The 18346-nt window shown below is 71.2% G+C and carries 17 protein-coding genes; 9 read left to right on the top strand and 8 right to left on the bottom strand.

Annotation, left to right across the window (positions count from 1 at the left end):
- Together HFP48_RS27855 and HFP48_RS27850 are read right to left on the bottom strand one after the other, a co-directional pair.
- On the bottom strand, window positions 1-1389 hold the full coding sequence (locus HFP48_RS27855) for a glutamate decarboxylase (RefSeq protein ID WP_050036213.1): 1389 nt from the start codon (window positions 1387-1389) through the stop codon (window positions 1-3).
- 97 nt (window positions 1390-1486) lie between these two features.
- Window positions 1487-2440, bottom strand: a complete 954-nt coding sequence (locus tag HFP48_RS27850) for a DUF1648 domain-containing protein (protein ID WP_168580470.1) — start codon at window positions 2438-2440, stop codon at window positions 1487-1489.
- Between the two features lie 134 nt (window positions 2441-2574).
- Here HFP48_RS27850 and HFP48_RS27845 point away from each other — a divergent pair, with 134 nt between their 5' ends.
- Window positions 2575-3228, top strand: coding sequence for a hemerythrin domain-containing protein (locus tag HFP48_RS27845; RefSeq protein WP_168580469.1), 654 nt, complete (start codon window positions 2575-2577; stop codon window positions 3226-3228).
- Between the two features lie 34 nt (window positions 3229-3262).
- On the opposite strand, the gene HFP48_RS27840 is transcribed toward HFP48_RS27845, so the two are convergent.
- Window positions 3263-4408 carry a helix-turn-helix transcriptional regulator gene (locus HFP48_RS27840; protein WP_161996586.1) on the bottom strand — a complete coding sequence of 382 codons (1146 nt, stop codon included), beginning with the start codon at window positions 4406-4408 and terminating at the stop codon, window positions 3263-3265.
- Between the two features lie 152 nt (window positions 4409-4560).
- On the bottom strand, window positions 4561-4965 hold the full coding sequence (locus HFP48_RS27835; protein WP_006934385.1) for an SdpI family protein: 405 nt from the start codon (window positions 4963-4965) through the stop codon (window positions 4561-4563).
- A 104-nt stretch (window positions 4966-5069) separates the two neighbouring features.
- On the opposite strand from HFP48_RS27835, the gene leuS reads away from it, so the two are divergent.
- Window positions 5070-7949, top strand: a complete 2880-nt coding sequence (gene leuS, locus HFP48_RS27830; RefSeq protein ID WP_168580468.1) for a leucine--tRNA ligase — start codon at window positions 5070-5072, stop codon at window positions 7947-7949.
- Window positions 7950-7979: 30 nt separating this feature from the next.
- Here the strand turns inward: leuS and HFP48_RS27825 are convergent, their stop codons facing one another.
- A complete protein-coding gene (locus HFP48_RS27825) occupies window positions 7980-8795 on the bottom strand; it encodes an alpha/beta hydrolase (protein WP_029546772.1) in 816 nt (271 codons plus the stop codon).
- Between the two features lie 292 nt (window positions 8796-9087).
- On the opposite strand from HFP48_RS27825, the gene HFP48_RS27820 reads away from it, so the two are divergent.
- From HFP48_RS27820 to HFP48_RS27800, 5 genes are all read left to right on the top strand, one after another.
- Complete coding sequence (locus tag HFP48_RS27820) at window positions 9088-10458, top strand: hemolysin family protein (protein ID WP_072633783.1); 1371 nt, start codon at window positions 9088-9090, stop codon at window positions 10456-10458.
- Window positions 10451-11464, top strand: a complete 1014-nt coding sequence (locus HFP48_RS27815) for a hemolysin family protein (RefSeq protein WP_029546770.1) — start codon at window positions 10451-10453, stop codon at window positions 11462-11464. The genes HFP48_RS27820 and HFP48_RS27815 overlap by 8 nt, the downstream gene beginning before the upstream one ends.
- Window positions 11465-11590: 126 nt before the next feature.
- The gene (locus HFP48_RS27810) at window positions 11591-11974 is read left to right on the top strand and encodes a nuclear transport factor 2 family protein (protein ID WP_006934380.1); all 384 of its coding nucleotides are present in this window, start codon (window positions 11591-11593) and stop codon (window positions 11972-11974) included.
- A gap of 145 nt (window positions 11975-12119) precedes the next feature.
- Window positions 12120-13406 (top strand): hemolysin family protein, encoded by a 1287-nt coding sequence (locus tag HFP48_RS27805; protein WP_168580467.1) that lies wholly within the window; start codon window positions 12120-12122, stop codon window positions 13404-13406.
- Window positions 13407-13457: 51 nt separating this feature from the next.
- Entirely contained in the window at window positions 13458-14489 is a 1032-nt protein-coding gene (locus HFP48_RS27800; protein WP_083662354.1) for a DUF6777 domain-containing protein, read from the top strand.
- Between the two features lie 7 nt (window positions 14490-14496).
- On the opposite strand, the gene HFP48_RS27795 is transcribed toward HFP48_RS27800, so the two are convergent.
- On the bottom strand, window positions 14497-15168 hold the full coding sequence (locus tag HFP48_RS27795) for an SDR family oxidoreductase (protein ID WP_065923261.1): 672 nt from the start codon (window positions 15166-15168) through the stop codon (window positions 14497-14499).
- Window positions 15169-15177: 9 nt separating this feature from the next.
- Window positions 15178-15840: a YdcF family protein gene (locus tag HFP48_RS27790; RefSeq protein WP_170914002.1), complete on the bottom strand. Its 663-nt coding sequence runs from the start codon at window positions 15838-15840 to the stop codon at window positions 15178-15180.
- Between the two features lie 39 nt (window positions 15841-15879).
- Here HFP48_RS27790 and HFP48_RS27785 point away from each other — a divergent pair, with 39 nt between their 5' ends.
- Window positions 15880-16908, top strand: a complete 1029-nt coding sequence (locus HFP48_RS27785) for a PHP domain-containing protein (protein ID WP_006947543.1) — start codon at window positions 15880-15882, stop codon at window positions 16906-16908.
- A 4-nt stretch (window positions 16909-16912) separates the two neighbouring features.
- Here the strand turns inward: HFP48_RS27785 and HFP48_RS27780 are convergent, their stop codons facing one another.
- Window positions 16913-17800, bottom strand: a complete 888-nt coding sequence (locus tag HFP48_RS27780) for a fused MFS/spermidine synthase (protein ID WP_043799140.1) — start codon at window positions 17798-17800, stop codon at window positions 16913-16915.
- On the opposite strand from HFP48_RS27780, the gene HFP48_RS27775 reads away from it, so the two are divergent.
- Window positions 17799-18059, top strand: a complete 261-nt coding sequence (locus tag HFP48_RS27775) for a four helix bundle protein (RefSeq protein ID WP_043799142.1) — start codon at window positions 17799-17801, stop codon at window positions 18057-18059. The genes HFP48_RS27780 and HFP48_RS27775 overlap by 2 nt on opposite strands.
- The last annotated feature ends 287 nt before the right edge of the window (window positions 18060-18346 follow it).

Below are 18346 nucleotides of genomic sequence, written 5' to 3'. Positions count from 1 at the left end.
TCAGTGCGCGAAGTGCTGCTCGCTGGAGTGCCGGAGCGGTCCCTCCTTGCGCAACTCGGCGCACACCCGCTCGAGGTCGGCGAACAGCTGCCGCGCGAGGTCGGCGCTGAACCCCTCCCGGACCACGATCCGCAGGACTGCCACATCCTGGGCATCGGCCGGCATCGTGTAGGCCGGCACCTGCCAGCCGTGCGTCCGCAGCTCGTGCGAGACGTCGAAGACGGTGAAGCCCGGATCCCCGGTGAGCTCGAACGCGATCACCGGGATGGCGGTGCCGTCGGAGATCAGGCGCATCCCCTCGATCCCGGCGATCTGCCCGGCCAGCCGGCTCGCGGTGGACCGTAGCGTCTTCATCACCCGGCGGTACCCGTCGCGGCCGAGCCGCAGGAAGTTGTAGTACTGGCCGACGATCTGGTTCCCGGGCCGGGAGAAGTTCAGGGTGAAGGTCGGCATGTCCCCGCCGAGGTAGTTGACCCGGAAGACCAGATCCTCGGGCAGGTACTCCTTGTCGCGCCACACCACGAACCCGATACCGGGGTAGGTCAGGCCGTACTTGTGCCCGCTGACGTTGATCGAGACCACCCGTGGCACCCGGAAGTCCCACTCCAGTTCCGGATGCAGGAACGGCACGACGAATCCGCCGCTCGCCGCGTCGACGTGCAGCGGCACGTCGGGACCGCCCTCGTCGGCCACGTCGTCGAGCATCCCGGCGATCTCGGCCACCGGTTCGAGCTCACCGGTGTACGTGGTGCCGAGGATCGCGACGACACCGATCGTGTTCTCGTCCAACGCCTCCCGCACCTGCTCGGGGGTGATCACGTAGCGGCCGGGTTCCATCGGCAGGTACCTCGCCTCCACGTCGAAGTAGCGGCAGAACTTCTCCCACACCACCTGAACATTGCTGCCCAGCACCAGATTCGGACGTGAGGTGTCCTCGCCCGCCGCCTGCCGCCGGGCCCGCCAGCGCCACTTGAGCGCCAGGCCCGCGAGCATCACCGCTTCGCTCGAGCCGATCGTGGACACACCCGTCGCGGACGCCGGATCGACGTCGGACAGTCCCGGCGCGTGGAACAGGTCGGCGACCATCGCCACGCAGCGTTCCTCGATCGCCGAGGTCGCCGGGTACTCGTCCTTGTCGATGAGATTCTTGTCGAACGTCTCGGCCATGAGCACATCGGCCTGCGGCTCCATCCACGTGGTGACGAAGGTGGCGAGATTCAGCCGCGAACTGCCGTCGAGCATCAGCTCGTCGTGGATGTACCGGTACGCCTCCCCCGGATCCATCGAGTGCTTCGGCAGCCGCAGCGCCGGAACCGGCTCACTGTCGATGCGCCCGGTGTACGCCGGTTCGAGGACTCCGTCTGGGTGCAACTGCTTCCGATGGCTCACGTCGGCCTCCGTACTCGTCGGCAATCGCTCCCATTAGACCGGATCAGCCGCGTACGCGCGGGCTGTTCGCGTAGCCCGCGTCCTCGGATCGCACCGGTCAGCGACGATCGGCGAGGGTGTTGAGCGCGCCGGCCATGCGCTCGGCCTGCGACGCGGTGACGGTGAACTCCTGCCCTCCGGCGACGGTGACCACGAGCGCGGGACCGGTGATCGTGACGAGGCCGTACCGGCCCCGGCCCTTGGCGCGCAGTCCCCACCCGCCCCAGTCCTGGAAGGGACGCACGTGAGCGACCTTCGCGCCGACGATCTCGTCGAGACCGTAGTCCACCGCGGTCATCCCGAGGTTCTGCACCCGCACGCCCGTGTCGTCGACGACGACGCGGAACCGCAGCAGGCTCAGCACGAGCACGGCGACCGGCAGGAAGATCGCCAGCGGCCACCAGCTGCGCGCCGCGCCGCACACGAGGCCCGCGGGGGCCAGGACCAGCGCCGCGAGCACGAGGGTGGTGCGCGTTCCGGTGCCGACCTGCTCGACGATCGGCAGCTCGACCGGGCCGCGCGGCAGCGCCGGATCGGGGCGGGCGACGGCGGATCGCCGGACCCGGTGGTCCCGCAGCAGCGACGCCCCGAGTATCCCGACGGCGACGCCGAGCGCGACGCCCGCCCCGATGCTCCACATCGGCAGCTGCGCCTGCTCGGCCGGCGCGTCCAGTTGGCCCACGAGCACCGTCGCGCACAGGGTGAACAGCAGGCCGGTCACCCCGAGACCGAGCACCAGCATGTAGCGCCGCATCATCAGCATTGCGGGGGCCAGCGCCGCGATCGCGCTGCAGCCGCCGCCGACCAGCAGGATCACCAGCGCCATCGTCCACGAGAACGACGCCGGGTCCGAGAATCCGTCCGGTGCCGACCCGGACCAGTGCGTGGCGATCCGCGGGGGCAGGCGCGACTCCCACAGTCGCGGCAGCAGCAGCGCCGCCCCGACGGCGACGAGGGGCAGCCCCAGCCCGAACAGGGCCCCGGCGGGGTCGATCACGCGGCGGGTGGTCACGGGCCCAGCGTAGGGAACGGCGAACCGCCGCCGCCCGCCTCCCGATCTCCCCCGAATGTGGGATTGAGCGCCGCCCTCGCCGGTCGCACGCTCGAAAGCAAGGGTTCGAGCACGACGGGATCGAGGTCGACGACATGACCACCACCAAGTCCACTGCATTGACCGACGACGACATGGACGTGATGACGCTGCTGCACGCCGCGTTCCGCCGCGACGCCACGCGCCTGGCGCACGTGGCCCAGACCTACGGCACCGAGAACGACGAGACGCACGACGCCCTGCTCGTCGGGTGGCGCGGCTTCAGCCGGGAACTGCACCACCATCACCGGATCGAGGACACCCACATCTGGCCGCTGATGCGCCGCAAGCTCGCGGACCGCCCCGACGACCTCGCGGTGCTCGACGACATGGAGGCCCAGCACTCCCTCATCGATCCCACGCTCGCCGCACTGGAGGACGCGTTCGACGACCGGGAGCACGGCCCGCGGCAGGTGCCGCATCGGATCGACGACCTCGTGGCGCTGCTGCAGTCGCACCTCGCGCACGAGGAGCGCGACGCGTTCCCGCTCATCAAGGAGGTGATCACCGCGCAGGAATGGCAGGCGCTGTCCAAGGCCGCCGTCAAGGAACTGGCCTACAGCGACATCGCGCAGCTGGGTCCGTACGTCGTCGAGGGGGCCACCCCCGAGCAGGCCCGCCGCGTGCTGAGCGAGCTGCCCGTGCCGCTGCGGCTCGTGCACCGGTTCTGGTGGAACCCGCGCTACCGGCGCGTGCGGCGCTGGGAATGAGCTTCGCAGGCCGAGTCGCCGAGGGGCGCGCGGTTCAGCTCTTCGGGGCCGAAGCCGGCTCCGGGGAACGTCGTTCGGTGAAGAAGCCGTCGGGGCCGATGCGCTGACCGAGGCGCGGTACGTACTCGGTGTGGGCCAGCTTGGCGACGAGACTCGCGCGGCTGTTGACGCCGGTCTTGGCGAACACGGCCTTGAGGTGATCCTGCACCGTGTACGGGCTGATGCCCAGGACACGGGCCATCTCGTGACGGGTCCTGCCGGCGAGAACCTGCGTGAGTACCTCCGACTCGCGCCGGGTCAGCCCGTGCGCTGCCGCGGCCAGGCTCACGATCTCCGGGAGTTGCGCCCGCTCCACGGTCATCAGCACGCGCCGTGGCGGGTGCTCGCCGTCGAACCGCCCGACGCGGATCACGACCCACTCACCGTCGAGGGTGCGGGCCCGCAAGACCGCGGAATCCGTCCCGGATCGCCGCAGCCACAGTGCTGCCGACACCGCGGGCGCGGTGGGCACGGGCCTGCCGGGCGGCCCCCAGCCGAGCCGTTCGAAGTACTCGAGTGCGGGGACGGTGATCGACTCGAACTCGTCGTCGGGGCCGACGATCGCGACGGCAGGTCCCTCGGAGCCGGGGTGGGGGGTGCGGGTGCCGTCGCGGAACAGGGTGGTGCGCAACCCCTCCCCGATGTCGGTGAGCACCGTGCCCAGGGTCTCGAGCTCCTCGTCGGCGAACTCCGGGCCGGGCCGCCTGCTCATCGTGCACGCGCCCCAGCAGGCTCCGTCGCGGCCGCGGAAGAGCATGCGTACCTCGTCCTGCATCCCGTAGGGCGCGAGCAGTTCGGCATACTGCCGGCTGCTCCTGACGCGGTTGCCGGTCACCTCGCGGAGCGTCCGGATGGGGACCTCCCGGTGCAGCAGCGAGTCGAACCGGCCCGGTTGGGGATCCTCGCCGTACTCGAACTCGAGGGCGGACGCATAGGCCCGCGGAACCTCGTATCCGCGGGTCGTCAGTGTGGTCGGGACGAGAGCCGCGGGATCGATGGTGGCCAGACAGACCCCGTCGTACGGCACCCGGGCGCGGATCGCGTCCAGGACGACCTCCCGGAACTCGGCGGAGTCCGTCGCCGCGGCGGCCGCGTCGCGGATCGTCGACTTCAGCCGGGCACCGGCCAGTGCCGGAGTCACCCTGTCAGTATCTCCCCCGGACGCGGGGTTGAGAACCTCTCGACCGGAGGGAACCGCGCTCAGGCGGTCACCCTGCGCCGTGCGCTGCGCTCAGGCGGTCACCCTGCGCCGTGCGCTGCGCTCAGGCGGTCACCCTGCGCCGTGCGCTGCGCTCAGGCGGTCGGCTCGCAGGCGCCGCGCAGGCTGCACGCCCCGCACGACGTGCCGCACCCGGCGGTCTCGGCCGGTGCGCTGGCCGCCGCGACGCGGGCGCCGATGGAGCCGCCCACACCGGCGGTGAAGAAGGCCGCGATCACGGCACCCACGACGGCGATCAGACCCGGGACCGTATCGAGCGCGAGCGCGCCCACGCCGCCGAGGACGAGCAGGCCTGCCGCACCGAGCTGACTGGGGGCGGCGACCTTGTTGGCCAGGGCAAACGTCGTCTCGTCGCGCAGGGCGTCGGCGGTGCGCACGCCCGCCCACCGGTTACGCGGCAGCCGCCCGGTCAGTCCGGCGACGGCGATCCCGCCGACGGCGAGAGCGAGCACGAACAAGACGATGGCGACGATCAGCACCCCTCGAGGATACGTGGGAGGCACAGCCGCTGGTCGGGCCGGGTCGGGCCAGGCTCTACCCTGGTCGGAGGTAAATGACGTCAGCCAAGTAGATAGCGACCACCGTGACTCGTCCTGCGCAGCCCTCCACACCGTCGTCCGACGCCACCCCGCAACACCGATACACCGCCGATCTCGCCGGCCGGATCGAGCGGCGTTGGCAGGATCTGTGGCGTGAGCGCGGCACGTTCAACGCGCCGAACCCGGTCGGCCCGCTCGCCGGCGACGTTCCCGAGGACAAGCTGTTCGTGCAGGACATGTTCCCCTACCCGTCCGGGTCGGGCCTGCACGTGGGTCACCCCCTCGGCTACATCGCCACCGACGTGTACGCCCGGTACCACCGCATGCTGGGCCACAACGTCCTGCACACGCTGGGCTACGACGCGTTCGGGCTGCCGGCCGAGCAGTACGCGGTGCAGACGGGCACGCACCCGCGCACCACGACCGAGGCGAACATCGAGAACATGCAGCGGCAGCTGCGCCGGCTGGGGCTGGGCCACGACGAGCGCCGCTCGGTCGCGACGACGGACGTCGACTTCTACCACTGGACCCAGTGGATCTTCCTGACGATCTACAACGCCTGGTACGACCCGGAGCAGAACAAGGCGCGCCGCATCGACGAGCTCGCCGCCGAGCTCGACGCCGGCACCCGCGCGCTCGCGGGTGGCCGCGACTGGGCGTCGCTGTCGAAGGCGGAGCGGCTCGCCGCCCTCGACGAGTACCGGCTGGTGTACCGCTCGGACTCCCTCGTCAACTGGTGCCCGGGTCTGGGCACGGTGCTGGCCAACGAGGAGGTCACCGCCGAGGGCCGCTCCGAGCGCGGCAATTTCCCGGTGTTCCGCAAGCACCTGCAGCAGTGGATGATGCGGATCACCGCCTATTCCGACCGCCTCATCGACGACCTCGAGTACCTGGACTGGCCCGAGAAGGTCAAGACCATGCAGCGCAACTGGATCGGGCGCTCGCACGGGGCGCAGGTGACGTTCGCCGTCCGGGGCGAGCGAGGCGCCGGGGAATCCGCCGCCGGCCGTCCGGATGCCACGATCGAGGTGTTCACCACGCGCCCCGACACGCTGTTCGGCGCGACCTACGTCACGCTGGCGCCCGAGCACGCACTCGTCGACGAGATCGTCGCCTCTGCATGGCCGGAGGGTGTCGACGAGCGCTGGACCGGTGGCGCCGCCACCCCGGCCGAGGCCGTCGCCGCCTACCGGGCGTCGATCGCCGCGAAGTCCGATCTCGAGCGGCAGGAGAGCAAGGAGAAGACCGGCGTCTTCCTCGGCGCCTACGCAGTCAACCCGGTGAACGGGCAGTCGCTGCCCGTGTTCATCGCGGACTACGTGCTCACCGGGTACGGCACGGGCGCGATCATGGCCGTGCCCGGCCACGATCAGCGCGACTGGGAGTTCGCCACCGCGTTCGGCCTGCCGATCGTGGAAGTGATTGCGGGCGGAGATATCTCGGAGGAGGCGTACACCGGCGACGGGGCGCTCGTGAACTCCGGCTACCTGAACGGGCTGAGCGTCGCCGACGCGAAGAAGGCGGTCGTCGCGAAGCTCGAGGAGTCGGGTGCGGGCACCGGCACCATCCAGTACAAGCTGCGGGACTGGCTGTTCGCCCGGCAGCGGTACTGGGGAGAGCCGTTCCCCATCGTCTACGACACCGACGGCAACCCGCACGCTCTGCCGGAATCTGCTCTGCCGGTGGAACTTCCGGACGTCGAGGATTATGCGCCGGTGTCGTTCGATCCCGAGGACGCGAGCTCGGAGCCGTCGCCCCCGCTGGCCAAGGCCGACGAGTGGGTGAACGTCGAACTCGACCTCGGCGACGGGCTGCAGCACTACACCCGCGACACCAACGTCATGCCGCAGTGGGCCGGCAGCTCGTGGTACCAGCTTCGCTACATCGACCCGACGAACCCGGACGAGTTCTGCGCCAAGGAGAACGAGGCGTACTGGACCGGTCCGCGCCCGCAGATCCACGGCCCGAACGACCCCGGCGGGGTCGACCTGTACGTCGGCGGTGTCGAGCACGCCGTGCTGCACCTGCTGTACGCGCGGTTCTGGCACAAGGTGCTGTTCGACCTCGGCTACGTCACCTCGTCCGAGCCGTACCGGCGCCTGTTCAACCAGGGCTACATCCAGGCGTACGCGTACACCGATTCGCGCGGCGTGTACGTGCCCGCCGACGAGGTCGAGGAGCGCGACGGGAAGTTCTTCCACCAGGGTGAGGAAGTCCACCGCGAGTACGGGAAGATGGGCAAGTCCCTGAAGAATTCCGTTGGGCCGGACCAGATCTGTGACGACTACGGCGCCGATACGCTGCGTGTGTACGAGATGTCGATGGGCCCGCTGGACCAGTCCCGGCCGTGGGCGACGAAGGACGTCGTCGGGGCGCAGCGGTTCCTGCAGCGGGTGTGGCGGGCCGCGATCGACGAGGAGACCGGCGCGCTGCGGGTCACCGACGCCGAGCCGACCGACGAGACGCTGCGCGCCCTCAACAAGGCGATCGCGGGCGTGTCCGACGACTACGCGGGCCTGCGCGACAACACCGCCATCGCCAAGCTGATCGAGTACACCAACCACCTCACCAAGGCGTACCCGGACGGGGCGCCACGGACGGCGGTGGAGCCGCTCGTGCTCATGCTGGCCCCGGTGGCCCCGCACCTCGCCGAGGAGCTGTGGTCGCGGCTCGGGCGCACCGAGTCGCTGGCCCACGGTCCGTTCCCGGTGGCGGACGAGAAGTGGCTCGTCGAGGACACGGTCGAGTACCCGATCCAGGTCAACGGCAAGGTGCGCAGCCGTATCACCGTGCCGGCCGACGCGGACCGGGAGGCGATCGAGGCCGCGGCGCTCGCGGACGAGAAGATCGCCGCCCTCCTCGAGGGTGCCGCTCCGCGGAAGGTGATCGTCGTACCGGGCAAGATGGTGAACGTGGTCAAGTAGGCGGCTGCGCCGCCGTGGTGTCCTTTCGGATCACCCCCGATCCGGAAGGACCCCACGCACGAAATCGACGACGTCGTCGAGCACGTCGTCACGGTTGGTCTCGTTGAAGATCTCGTGCCGTGCCCCGGGATACACCTTCGACGTCGACCGTGGTCCGGCGAACGTGGCCCAGCCCTCGCGGCTGCCCGGGAGCGGGACGAGCTGATCGTCCTCGCCGTGCAGCCACAGGACGGGCACGTCGCCGACGGTGCCTGCCCCGGTGACGGCGTCGAGGCAACGCTGCAGTGCCTCGACGGTGGGCCGCTTGAAGGGGCCGTGCCAGACGAGTGGATCGTCCACGTACGCGCGGCCCACCTCCGGGTTGCGCGACAGCGTCGCGGGGTCGATGGGTGCGTCGGGGATCTCCTCTGCCGCGAGCATCGCCTCGAGGGCGGGCCAGCGGCCCAGCACCGGACCGGACAGCACCACCGCGGTCAGTTCGGAACCGTAGCGCTGGGCGTAGCGGGCGGCGATCAGCCCGCCCATGGAGTGCCCGACGAGCACCACCGGCAGGCCGGGGTGCTCGCTGCGGGCCTTGACGTCGAGCAGACGGAAGTCGTCCACGACCTTCTCGAAGTCCTCGATCAGGACGCGTTCCCCCTCGCTGAGCCCGTGCCCGGCGTGGTCGACGGCGTAGACCACGGCACCGTCGGCGACCAGTCGGGTGGCCACGTATTCGTAGCGGCCGGCGTGCTCGCCGTAGCCGTGGCACAGCAGCACGACGTACCGCGGGTCGTCGTGGACCCAGCACCGGGCGGACAGGGTGCCGGCGTGCCCGGGCAGGGGGAAAGCGGTGGTGTCGCTCATCGAGGCTCCTCACGATGTGGCCGTCTGCCAGAACAGCCAAGCACTGCCGACGGCTCCGGCGCGGTATTCGCGCCGTCGTCGCCCGGGTGTCGCGTCGTCGTGCGGTGCCGGACCCCTGTGACCGGGTCGGCACCGCACGAGGGAACTCGTCGGCGGCCCGATTCGTCGTATTCTGTGACAGGAAGTCGTCGTCTATTGCAGAGAGAGCCATGAGACGCGCCAAGCGCAAACCTCGAAGACCCTCCCCGCCCCCGAGTGACCCCCCGTCCGTCACCGCCCATCGGAGCCGACCGTGCTGACCGTCCTCGGTATCGCACTCGGCATCCTCGTGGTCCTGGCCATCACGGCCCTGACCGGCTATTTCGTGGCCCAGGAATTCGCCTACATGGCGGTGGACCGGTCCCGGCTCAAGGCGCGTGCCGAAGCCGGCGACGCCGCCGCGGCCCGCGCCCTGTCGGTCACCCGCCGCACCTCGTTCATGCTCTCCGGCGCTCAGCTCGGCATCACCGTGACCGGCCTGCTCGTCGGCTATGTCGCCGAACCGCTCATCGGCAGCGGCCTCGGGGAGCTCCTCGGTGGTGTCGGCATCCCGACCGCGGTCGGGGTGGCGGTCGGCACGGTGCTGGCGGTGTTGTTCTCCACCGTGGTGCAGATGGTCTTCGGGGAGCTGTTCCCGAAGAACCTCGCGATCGCCCGGCCCGAGCCGGTCGCTCGATGGCTGGCGCTGTCCACCACGCTCTACCTGAAGCTGTTCGGCTGGTTGATCCGGTTGTTCGACGCCTCGTCGAACCTGCTGCTGCGCGCGCTGCGGATCGAACCGGTGCACGACGTGGAGCACTCGGCCACCGTCCGCGACCTCGAGCACATCGTGGCCGAATCGCGCGACGCCGGCGATCTGCCCACGGAGTTGTCGACCCTGCTCGACCGGATCCTCGACTTCCCGACCCGCACCGCCGAGCACGCCATGATTCCGCGTGCCCGCGTGGACTACGTCCGCGCGGGGGAACCCGTGACGCGGGTGCTGGCGAGGATGAGCGAGGGCCACACCCGGTACCCGGTCGTCGGCTTCTCCGCCGACGACCTGCGCGGTGTGGTGCATCTGCACGATCTGCTCGCCCTGGACGCGACGACCGGGACGGCCGGGACGGTGTGCCGGCCCGCGGTGATCGTGCCCACGACGCTGCCGCTGCCCGATGTGCTGGCCCGGTTGACCGAGGGGCAGGAGGAGATGGCGTTGGTGGTCGACGAGTACGGCGGCTTCGCCGGCGTCGTCACCGTCGAGGACATGGCCGAGGAACTCGTCGGGGAGATCGCCGACGAACACGACACCGCCGTCGAGACGCAGGTGATCACCCGCCAGGGTGAGGGCTGGGTCATCCGCGGCGACGTGCACCTCGACGAGGTCGCCCGCACCCTCGACCAGGAGCTGCCCGAGGGCGACTACGAAACCCTCGCCGGCCTGGTCATCGCCGAGTTCGGCGGCCTGCCCGCCGTCGGCGACACCGTCGCGATCCCGCTGGAGCCCGACCCGGCCGACCTGGTGCACGAGAGCGCACCCCCGGCGCGGACGCTGATCGCCGAGGTCCGCGAGATCGACCGGCGCGTGCCGTCCTCGGTGCTGGTGACCGTGCGCACCGACGGCGAGGTGACCGGCGATGAGTAATCCCTGGATCGTGCTCGCCGTGACGGTCGGGCTGATCGCGGCGAGCGCATTCTTCGTCGCGGTCGAGTTCGCGCTCATCGCCGCCCGCCGGCACCGCCTCGAGGACGCCGCCCCGCACAGCCGTGCCGCCCGCGCGGCGCTGCGCAGCGCCTCGGAGCTGTCGGTCCTGCTCGCCGGGTCCCAGCTCGGCATCACCGTGTGCACCCTGGCCCTCGGTGCGGTGACCAAGCCCGCCGTGCACCACTGGCTCACTCCCGTGTTCGAGGACTGGGGCGCTCCGCTCTGGCTGGCCGACGTCGCCGGCTTCGTCCTGGCGCTGATCATCGTGACGTTCCTGCATCTGGTGGTCGGGGAGATGGCCCCGAAGTCCTGGGCGATCGCGCACCCGGAGAAGTCGGCGACCATGCTCGCGCTCCCGATGCGCGCGTTCATGTGGTTGACCCGGCCGGTGATCGTGCAGCTCAACCACCTGGCCAACTGGTGCCTGCGGCGGGTCGGTGTCGTCCCGGTCGACCAGGTCGGCGCCGGACAGGACCCGGATGCGTTGCGGCACCTGGTCGAGCACTCGGCCACCGTGGGCACCCTCGACGAGCGCTACCACGGGCACCTGACCAGCGCGCTCGAACTCGAGGCCCTCACCGTCGGCGACATCGTCCGCCCCAACGCCCGCCCGAGCAGTGTCACCCCTGACGCGGACGCCGCGCAGATCCGGGACACCGCCCGGCGCACCGGGCACCTGCGGTTGCTCGTGCGGGGCAACGGGCACGTCGACGGGGTGGTGCACGTGCGGGACAGCCTGCACGCCGCCGACGGGGTGACCGCCGCCGAGTTGATGCGCCCGGCGCTGACCCTCGAGACGGCGGTGCCGGTGTACGAGGCGCTGCGCACCATGCGCGAGACCCGCAACCACCTGGCCACCGTCACCGACAACGGCCGGGTGGTCGGGCTGATCACCCTCGCTGACGTCCTCGAACGCCTGCTCCCGACGGCCGACGCGGGGGCCTGATCCCCCGGCGTGGGGGTCCCGGTGCGCGGGCCGAGGCGCAGCGGCGGCAACGCCGGACATTCCCAGTCCCGGCGCGCGCTGCTAACCTCCGTTGCTAGAACACGTTCTAGCAACGGAGGTTTTCGCATGGCCCCGACTCCCGTCGCGATCCGCGCCACCGTCGAGTCCTACATCCGGTCGGTCGCGAAAGGGACCACCGACGAGGTGCTCGCCCTCTACGCCCCCGGTGCCACGGTCGAGGACCCGATCGGCACGGACGTTCGCACCACCGAGGCGTCCCTGCGTGAGTTCTACTCGATGATCGAGCCGCTCACCCAGACCGGCGAGTTGCTCACCCTGAAGATCGCCGCCGGCAACGCGGCCTTCCTGTTCCGGCTCACCACCCACCTCGGCGAGCAGGATCTCGTCATGGAGGTCATCGACGTCATGACCTTCGACGACGACGCGCGGATCACGAGCATGAAGGCCTACTGGAGCCAGGAGGACATGCAGACCCTCCCCGCCTCCTGAACCCGAACTGTTTCACGTGGAACATCCCCCTCCGGAGGCCGTGCGATCGGTATCCGAACCGCCGCCGCGTTCCTAGACTGGGAGCCGTATCCCGCGTCTTCCCGGTGAGGAGACACGACATGGCCGACGGTCCCGGGTGGCCGCCATGACCGGGTCGGCGCTCGTCGACATCCTGCTGGTCCTGGTGTTCGTCCTGATCGGCGGCGTCTTCGCCGGCACCGAGCTGGCCCTGGTGTCGCTGCGCGAGAGTCAGATTCGTGCACTCGAGGAACGCGGCCGGCGCGGCCGCCGGACGGCCGCGCTGGCGAAGGATCCCAACCGTTTCCTGTCCGCGGTGCAGATCGGCGTCACGGTGGCCGGGTTCTTCTCCGCTGCCTACGGCGCCTCGACCATCGCACCGAACCTCGCCCCGGCCCTCGAGTCGTGGGGGCTGCCCGCCGCGGCGGCGAGCGCCGCCGCCCTCATCGGCACCACACTGGTGATCGCCTACCTCTCCCTGGTGCTCGGCGAACTCGTCCCCAAGCGCATCGCCCTGCAGCGGGCCACCGGGGTGTCGCTGCTGACCGCACCGGCCCTGGACCGGTTCGCCACCCTGATGCGACCGGTGATCCGGCTGCTGTCGGTCTCCACCGACGGACTCGTCCGGCTGCTCGGCGCCGACCCGGCGCGCCGGAGCGAGGAGATCACCCACGAGGAGCTGCGCGAACTGCTGCTCGGCCATTCGGCAGTGCCGGAGGACGAGCGCACGGTGCTCGCGGAGGTGTTCGACGCTGGACAGCGATCGCTGCTCGAGGTGATGCGTCCGCGCACCGAGGTCGACTTCCTGCCCGCCGGCACCCCGATCCCGGCGGCGCGCGAACAGGCGCTGGCGGGTACGCACAGCCGGTACCCCGTCGTCGGATCGTCGCTCGACGACGTCGTGGGCTTCGTGCACCTGCGCGACCTGCTGCTCGCCGATCCGGCGAACGCCTCGACCGTCGCCGACGTGTGCCGGCCCATCCTCTCGTTGCCCGGCTCCAAACCGGCACTCGCGACACTGTCGCTGATGCGCCGGAACAACGACCAGATCGCCCTCGTCGTCGACGAGTACGGCGGCACCGCCGGGATCGCGACGCTCGAGGACATCGTCGAGGAGATCGTCGGCGAGATCGGCGACGAGTTCGAACCGACCGAGCAGGCCTCGGTCACGCCCGCTCCGGCGCAGCCCGATACACAGCAGGTGGACGGTCTGCTGATCGTCGAGGACTTCGAACGCGCCACCGGGATCGGGCTGCCCGAAGGCCCCTACGAGACCGTCGCGGGGTGCATGCTGCACCGCCTCCAGCGCCTTCCACGACTCGGCGACAGCATCACCGTCGACGGCCATCGCCTCACCGTGAGCGAGTTGGACGGCCGTCGGATCGCCCGCCTCCGGCTGACGCCCGAGAGCTGAAGCCGACCGAAACCACCCGAGATGCGGAGGGGTTCCGCCTACCATGGGCGGGTGGCCGCCGGCACCGCTGCGCGCGGATTCGGGATGGTACTCGCGCTGACTGCGCTCGCCGTGGGGGGATGCTCCACGGACGGTCCGTCGCGAACCGAGCCGGTACGCCTGGACCTCGCGACGTCGCGCGGTGAGCATCCGTGGAGCGTCCTGCTCCTGCCCGACCAGGTACCGGTCGCCGTTCCACCGGCACCGCAGGCCGAGCTTCCCGTTCCCGACGACGGCCCGGTGACGGTGTCCGGAGACCGGACCGGGCTCTACGGCGGCAGCCTGGAGCGCGAGCTGTGCGACCGCGAGCGGCTCGCCGGCACGCTCGAGCAGGACCCGGCCAAGCAGGAGGCCTGGCTCGACGTATTCGACGTCGCCGACGCCCGGGGATACCTGCGCACACTGACGCCGGTGCTGCTGCGTGCGGACACCCGGGTCACCGATCACGAGTATCGCGGCGGGCGCGCGGTGCCCGTGCAGTCCGTCCTCGAGGCCGGAACCGTCGTTCTCGTCGACGACCGCGGCGTCCCCCGCGTGCGGTGTGCACCGGGGAGCCCGCTGCTCTCCCCCGTCCTGTCCTCGGGTCAGGATCTCGAAGGCGAGGGCTGGTCGGGCCTCGACGAGGAACGGCTGTTCGTGGTGCAGCCGGGTGCGGCGCCCGTCGGTGAATTGACCGTCGTCGACGTCACCACCGGCAATCTGCTGGCGGTGCCCATCGGTGCCGGCCCCAAGCAACCGGCACCCGGGGCGATCGACCCGGTACCGCCGCCCGCACCGGAACCGTCTCCCGCGTTGGTGCCGGACGTGGACATTGCGGCGCCCGCGCCGCGGGCCCCGGCGCCACCCCCGGAGCCGCCGCCGCCACCACCGCCGCCTCCCCCGCCGCCGCCACCGCCGCCTCCCCCGCCGCCTGCGCCGGAGCCGCTTCCCCCGGCACCGGCACCGGCTCCGGCGCCTGCCCCGGCGCCTGCCCCGCCGCCACCACCGCAGATCCGCATCCAGCTGCCGAACGGGGCGCCGGTCGTGATTCCGCTGCCGTTCTGACGACGGCTCAGCGGGGCCGCAGCACGATCTCCGTCGGGTGCGCGTCGGCCGGTGTCTGGACCGCCTGGCGCACTGCGCGCGCCACGGTCGACGCCTTCAGGAAGCGTTCCGGTTCGTAGATCCGGCCCTCGCTCGCGACGATCGCACGCTGCATGTCGGTGTCGATCCGGCCAGGATGCACCGATGTCACTCGCAGCGCCGGCTCCTCCTGCCGCAGGACGTCGGAGAACGCGCGCAACGCGAACTTGCTGGCGGCGTACGCACCCCAGCCGGCCTTCGCGTTCAGCCCGGCCCCCGAGTTGAGCAGCACGACATGGCCGTTCGCGGCCCGCAGCGCCGGCAGGAGCAGACGCGTCAGCTCCACCACCGCCACCACGTTCGACTCGAACATCTCCCGCCACTGCGCGATTCCGCCGTCGGCGATCGTCCCGAGCTCGGCGAGGCCCGCGTTGTGTACCAGCACGTCCAACCGGTCGATGCCCGAGCAGGCCGTGGCCACCGCCTCGTGGTCGAGCAGGTCGACCGGCCACGGCACCGCCTCCGGGATCTCCTCGCAGATCGCCCGGAGCGACTCCGCGCGCCGGCCCCCGAGCAGCAGGTCGTGGCTGGGGGCGAGTTCCCGGGCGATGGCGGCGCCGACGCCGCGGCCGCCACCGGTGATCAGGGCTGAAGGTCGCATGCGACGACCCTAGGCGAGGATCCCGGTCGACGTGCCGTCCGTGGCCGACCCCACGCGCGGCGGCCGCGGAAAGTGCATCTCCACAAGCGCTTTCGGCCGCGACAGCAGATACTCGCGCAGCACGTTGCGCACCCGGGTGCGCAGCCGGCAGTCGCACCCGGCCACCACGCCGGCCATGTCGATCCCCGCGCGCCGCCCCAGCGCGACGGCCCGCGGAAGATGGAAGTCCTGGGTGGCGATCAGGGCCGTCGTCACGCCGTAGACCTGTGCGGCGCGATGGCAGGTGTCGTATGTGTCGAGCCCGTAGGGGTCGGTGGCGATCACTTCCCGTCCCACGCCGTGCGCCACCAGATAGCCGGTCATCGCCGCGATCTCGTCCCCGGACCGGCCCCCCGCGTCGCCCGAGACGAGCACGCTGCGGGCGCGGCCGTCCGCGAGCAGAGCGACGGCGACGTCGAGGCGCCCGCGCAGCATCGGCATGGGCCATCCGTTCCGGACCCGGGCACCCGGCACGATCACCACCGGGGCCGTCGGCGCGTCGGCGAGGGTGTACAGCCGCCCCGCCGCGGGCGCCGCGACCCGGGCCGAGACCCCGGCCAGCGCCAGCGTCCCTCCGGCCACCCCGATCGCGGTTCCGGTCACAGTCCGCCGCCACCTCGCATTTGTGCGCATGTGCCCCACGCTACGGACCGCCGTGGCGAGAATGGACGCATGGACCCGGTGGACGCCCTGCGGGAGGTCGCGTTCTGGCTCGAACGCGACCGGGCCGAGAGCTACCGCGTGAAGGCCTACCGCCACGCCGCCGACGTCGTCGCCCGGTTGAGCCCCGAGCAGCGCGCCGCACGGCGCCGTACGGACAGCTGGACCGCCCTCGCCGGCGTCGGCCCGAAGACCGCCACCGTGATCCGGGAAGCCTTCGACGGGGTGCCCGCGTACCTGCAGCAACTGCGCGCGGAGGCCGAGCCGATCGGCCGCGGCGGTGCGGAACTGCTGGAGGCCCTGCAGGGCGATCTCCACGTGCATTCGGACTGGTCGGACGGTGGCAGCCCGATCGCCGAGATGATGCGGACCGCCGCGGCACTCGGGCGCCGATACTGCGCGCTCACCGACCATTCCCCCCGGCTGAAGGTGGCCAACGGGCTCACGGCCGAGCGGTTGCGCACCCAGTTGGGGGTCGTCGCCGACCTCAACCGCGTCCTCGCGGACAGCGGCCGCCCCTTTCGCATTCTCACCGGGATCGAGGTGGACATCCTCGACGACGGCACCCTCGACCAGGACGAGGGTCTGCTCGCCGAACTCGACGTCGTGGTGGCGAGCGTGCACTCGAATCTGCGGGCCGACCGGGCGGTCATGACGAAGCGGATGCTGAAGGCGGTGCAGAACCCGCACGTCGACGTGCTCGGGCACTGCACGGGCCGGCTGGTGCAGGGTGGGCGCGGCACCCGCCCGGAGTCGCGGTTCGACGCCGAGGCGGTGTTCTCGGCGTGCCGCGACCACAGCACCGCGGTGGAGATCAACGCGCGCCCCGAGCGGCAGGACCCGCCCGAGCGGCTGATCGACCTCGCGCTGAATCTCGGTTGCCGCTTCGCGATCGACACCGACGCGCACGCGCCCGGACAGCTGGACTGGATCGGGTACGGCTGCGAACGGGCCGCCGAACGCGGGGTCGAGGCCGGGGACGTGATCAACACGTGGCCGGTCGAGGACCTGCTCGCCTGGACCGCCGGTCGGACAGGTTGACGGGTCAGCCGGTGGCCACCTCGTCGGCCGGGACCGTGGCCGGCGGTCGGCACTCGGCGTCGAGGAGGACGCGGGCGTCGGCGGCGAACCGGCGGACCTGTGCGTCGGTCCAGACCTGGGCGGGCACTCCCCCGCCGAGCAGGTCCCTGGCCAGGGCCGGGGACTGCCCGAGCGGTGCGTCGCTGCCGGCGATGACGATGTTGCCGTAGCGGCGGCCCTTGAGCATTGCCGGATCCGCGATGATCGCGGTGTGCTCGAAGATGCTGCCGATGGTGGCCGCCTCCCGCCGGGCGGTGGTCAGATCCCGGGTGTCACCACAGTTGACGACGTAGACGCCGCCCGCATCGAGCACCCGGCGGGCGTGCCGGGTGAACTCGACCGTGGTCAGCGCGACGGGTGTCCGGTTGATCGCGAAGACGTCGCGGACGATCACGTCGCGGGTCGCGTCGGTCAGCGAGGCGAGGACCGCCCGCGCCTCCCCCACCCGGATCCGCAGCAGCGGGGCACGGGGCAGGTCGAACCAGTCCCGGACGAGTTCGGCGAGCCGGCCGTCGATCTCGACCACCACCTGCCGCGCGTTCGGATAGGTGGCGGCGAGGTAGCGGGCCATGGAACAGGCCCCTCCGCCGAGGTGCAGCACGCGCAGCCGCTCGTCCCGGGGCCGCTGTGATTCGAGCAGTTGCGCGATCCACCGCATGTACTCGAATTCGAGCAGCGTGGGATCGGCGAGATCGATGTGGGAGCTGGGCACCCCGTTGACCTCGAGCACCCAGCCGTCCGGCAGGTACCGGTCCTTGACGAGCTCGCAGGTGCCGGTGTCGATGTCGTAGATGCCCTCGGCCGGACCGCGACCGGACCCCGGCGCGGCCCGACGCTCCCGCTGCCTGCCCATGACATCGAGGGTAGCCGGGCCGCGAGGGCCGTCGGGATCCGGTCTCCGGGCGCGCTCGGTCGGCGCGCTCCGAGGGTTCCTGGCCGAGGGAACCGAGCGCGCCTACGCGAAGGACTACCGACTGTTCTTCGGGTTGCTGTATCGGCGCGAGAAGTACTGGGACGAGACCGATTACGAGGAGATCTACGACGACGAGTTGTGGCGTCGGCGGTCGGTGGACAACTCGCGCCGCATCGGCGGCAGCACATGGGCGCGGTAGTTGTCTGTGTTCAAGCACGGGATTTGTTGTGCGACAGTGGTTTACAGCTGTATGGAGGTGGGGGACCGCTGCCACCGGACGGCGTGGGAGGACCGCCTCGACCGTCGCGTGAGGACCCGATCCGGGTGATCGGCGAAAGGGAACGCCCCCTCCCGCCGCCCACGGCGTGTCCCGCTCTGTGTCATCGGGTTCATGGTGCATCGCCGGTGTCGCGCGTGAGGGCCTACGTGAGCGCACGGAATGTCGGATATGTTGTCCGACAATGTCTCTGCGCAGCAGGGCTGCGG

The sequence above is a fragment of the Rhodococcus sp. DMU1 genome (genome assembly GCF_012272955.1).
GTDB classification, from domain to species: domain Bacteria; phylum Actinomycetota; class Actinomycetes; order Mycobacteriales; family Mycobacteriaceae; genus Rhodococcus; species Rhodococcus aetherivorans.
The sequence above is the reverse complement of the archived record's forward strand: the minus strand, read 5'-3'. Positions and strand labels throughout refer to the sequence as shown.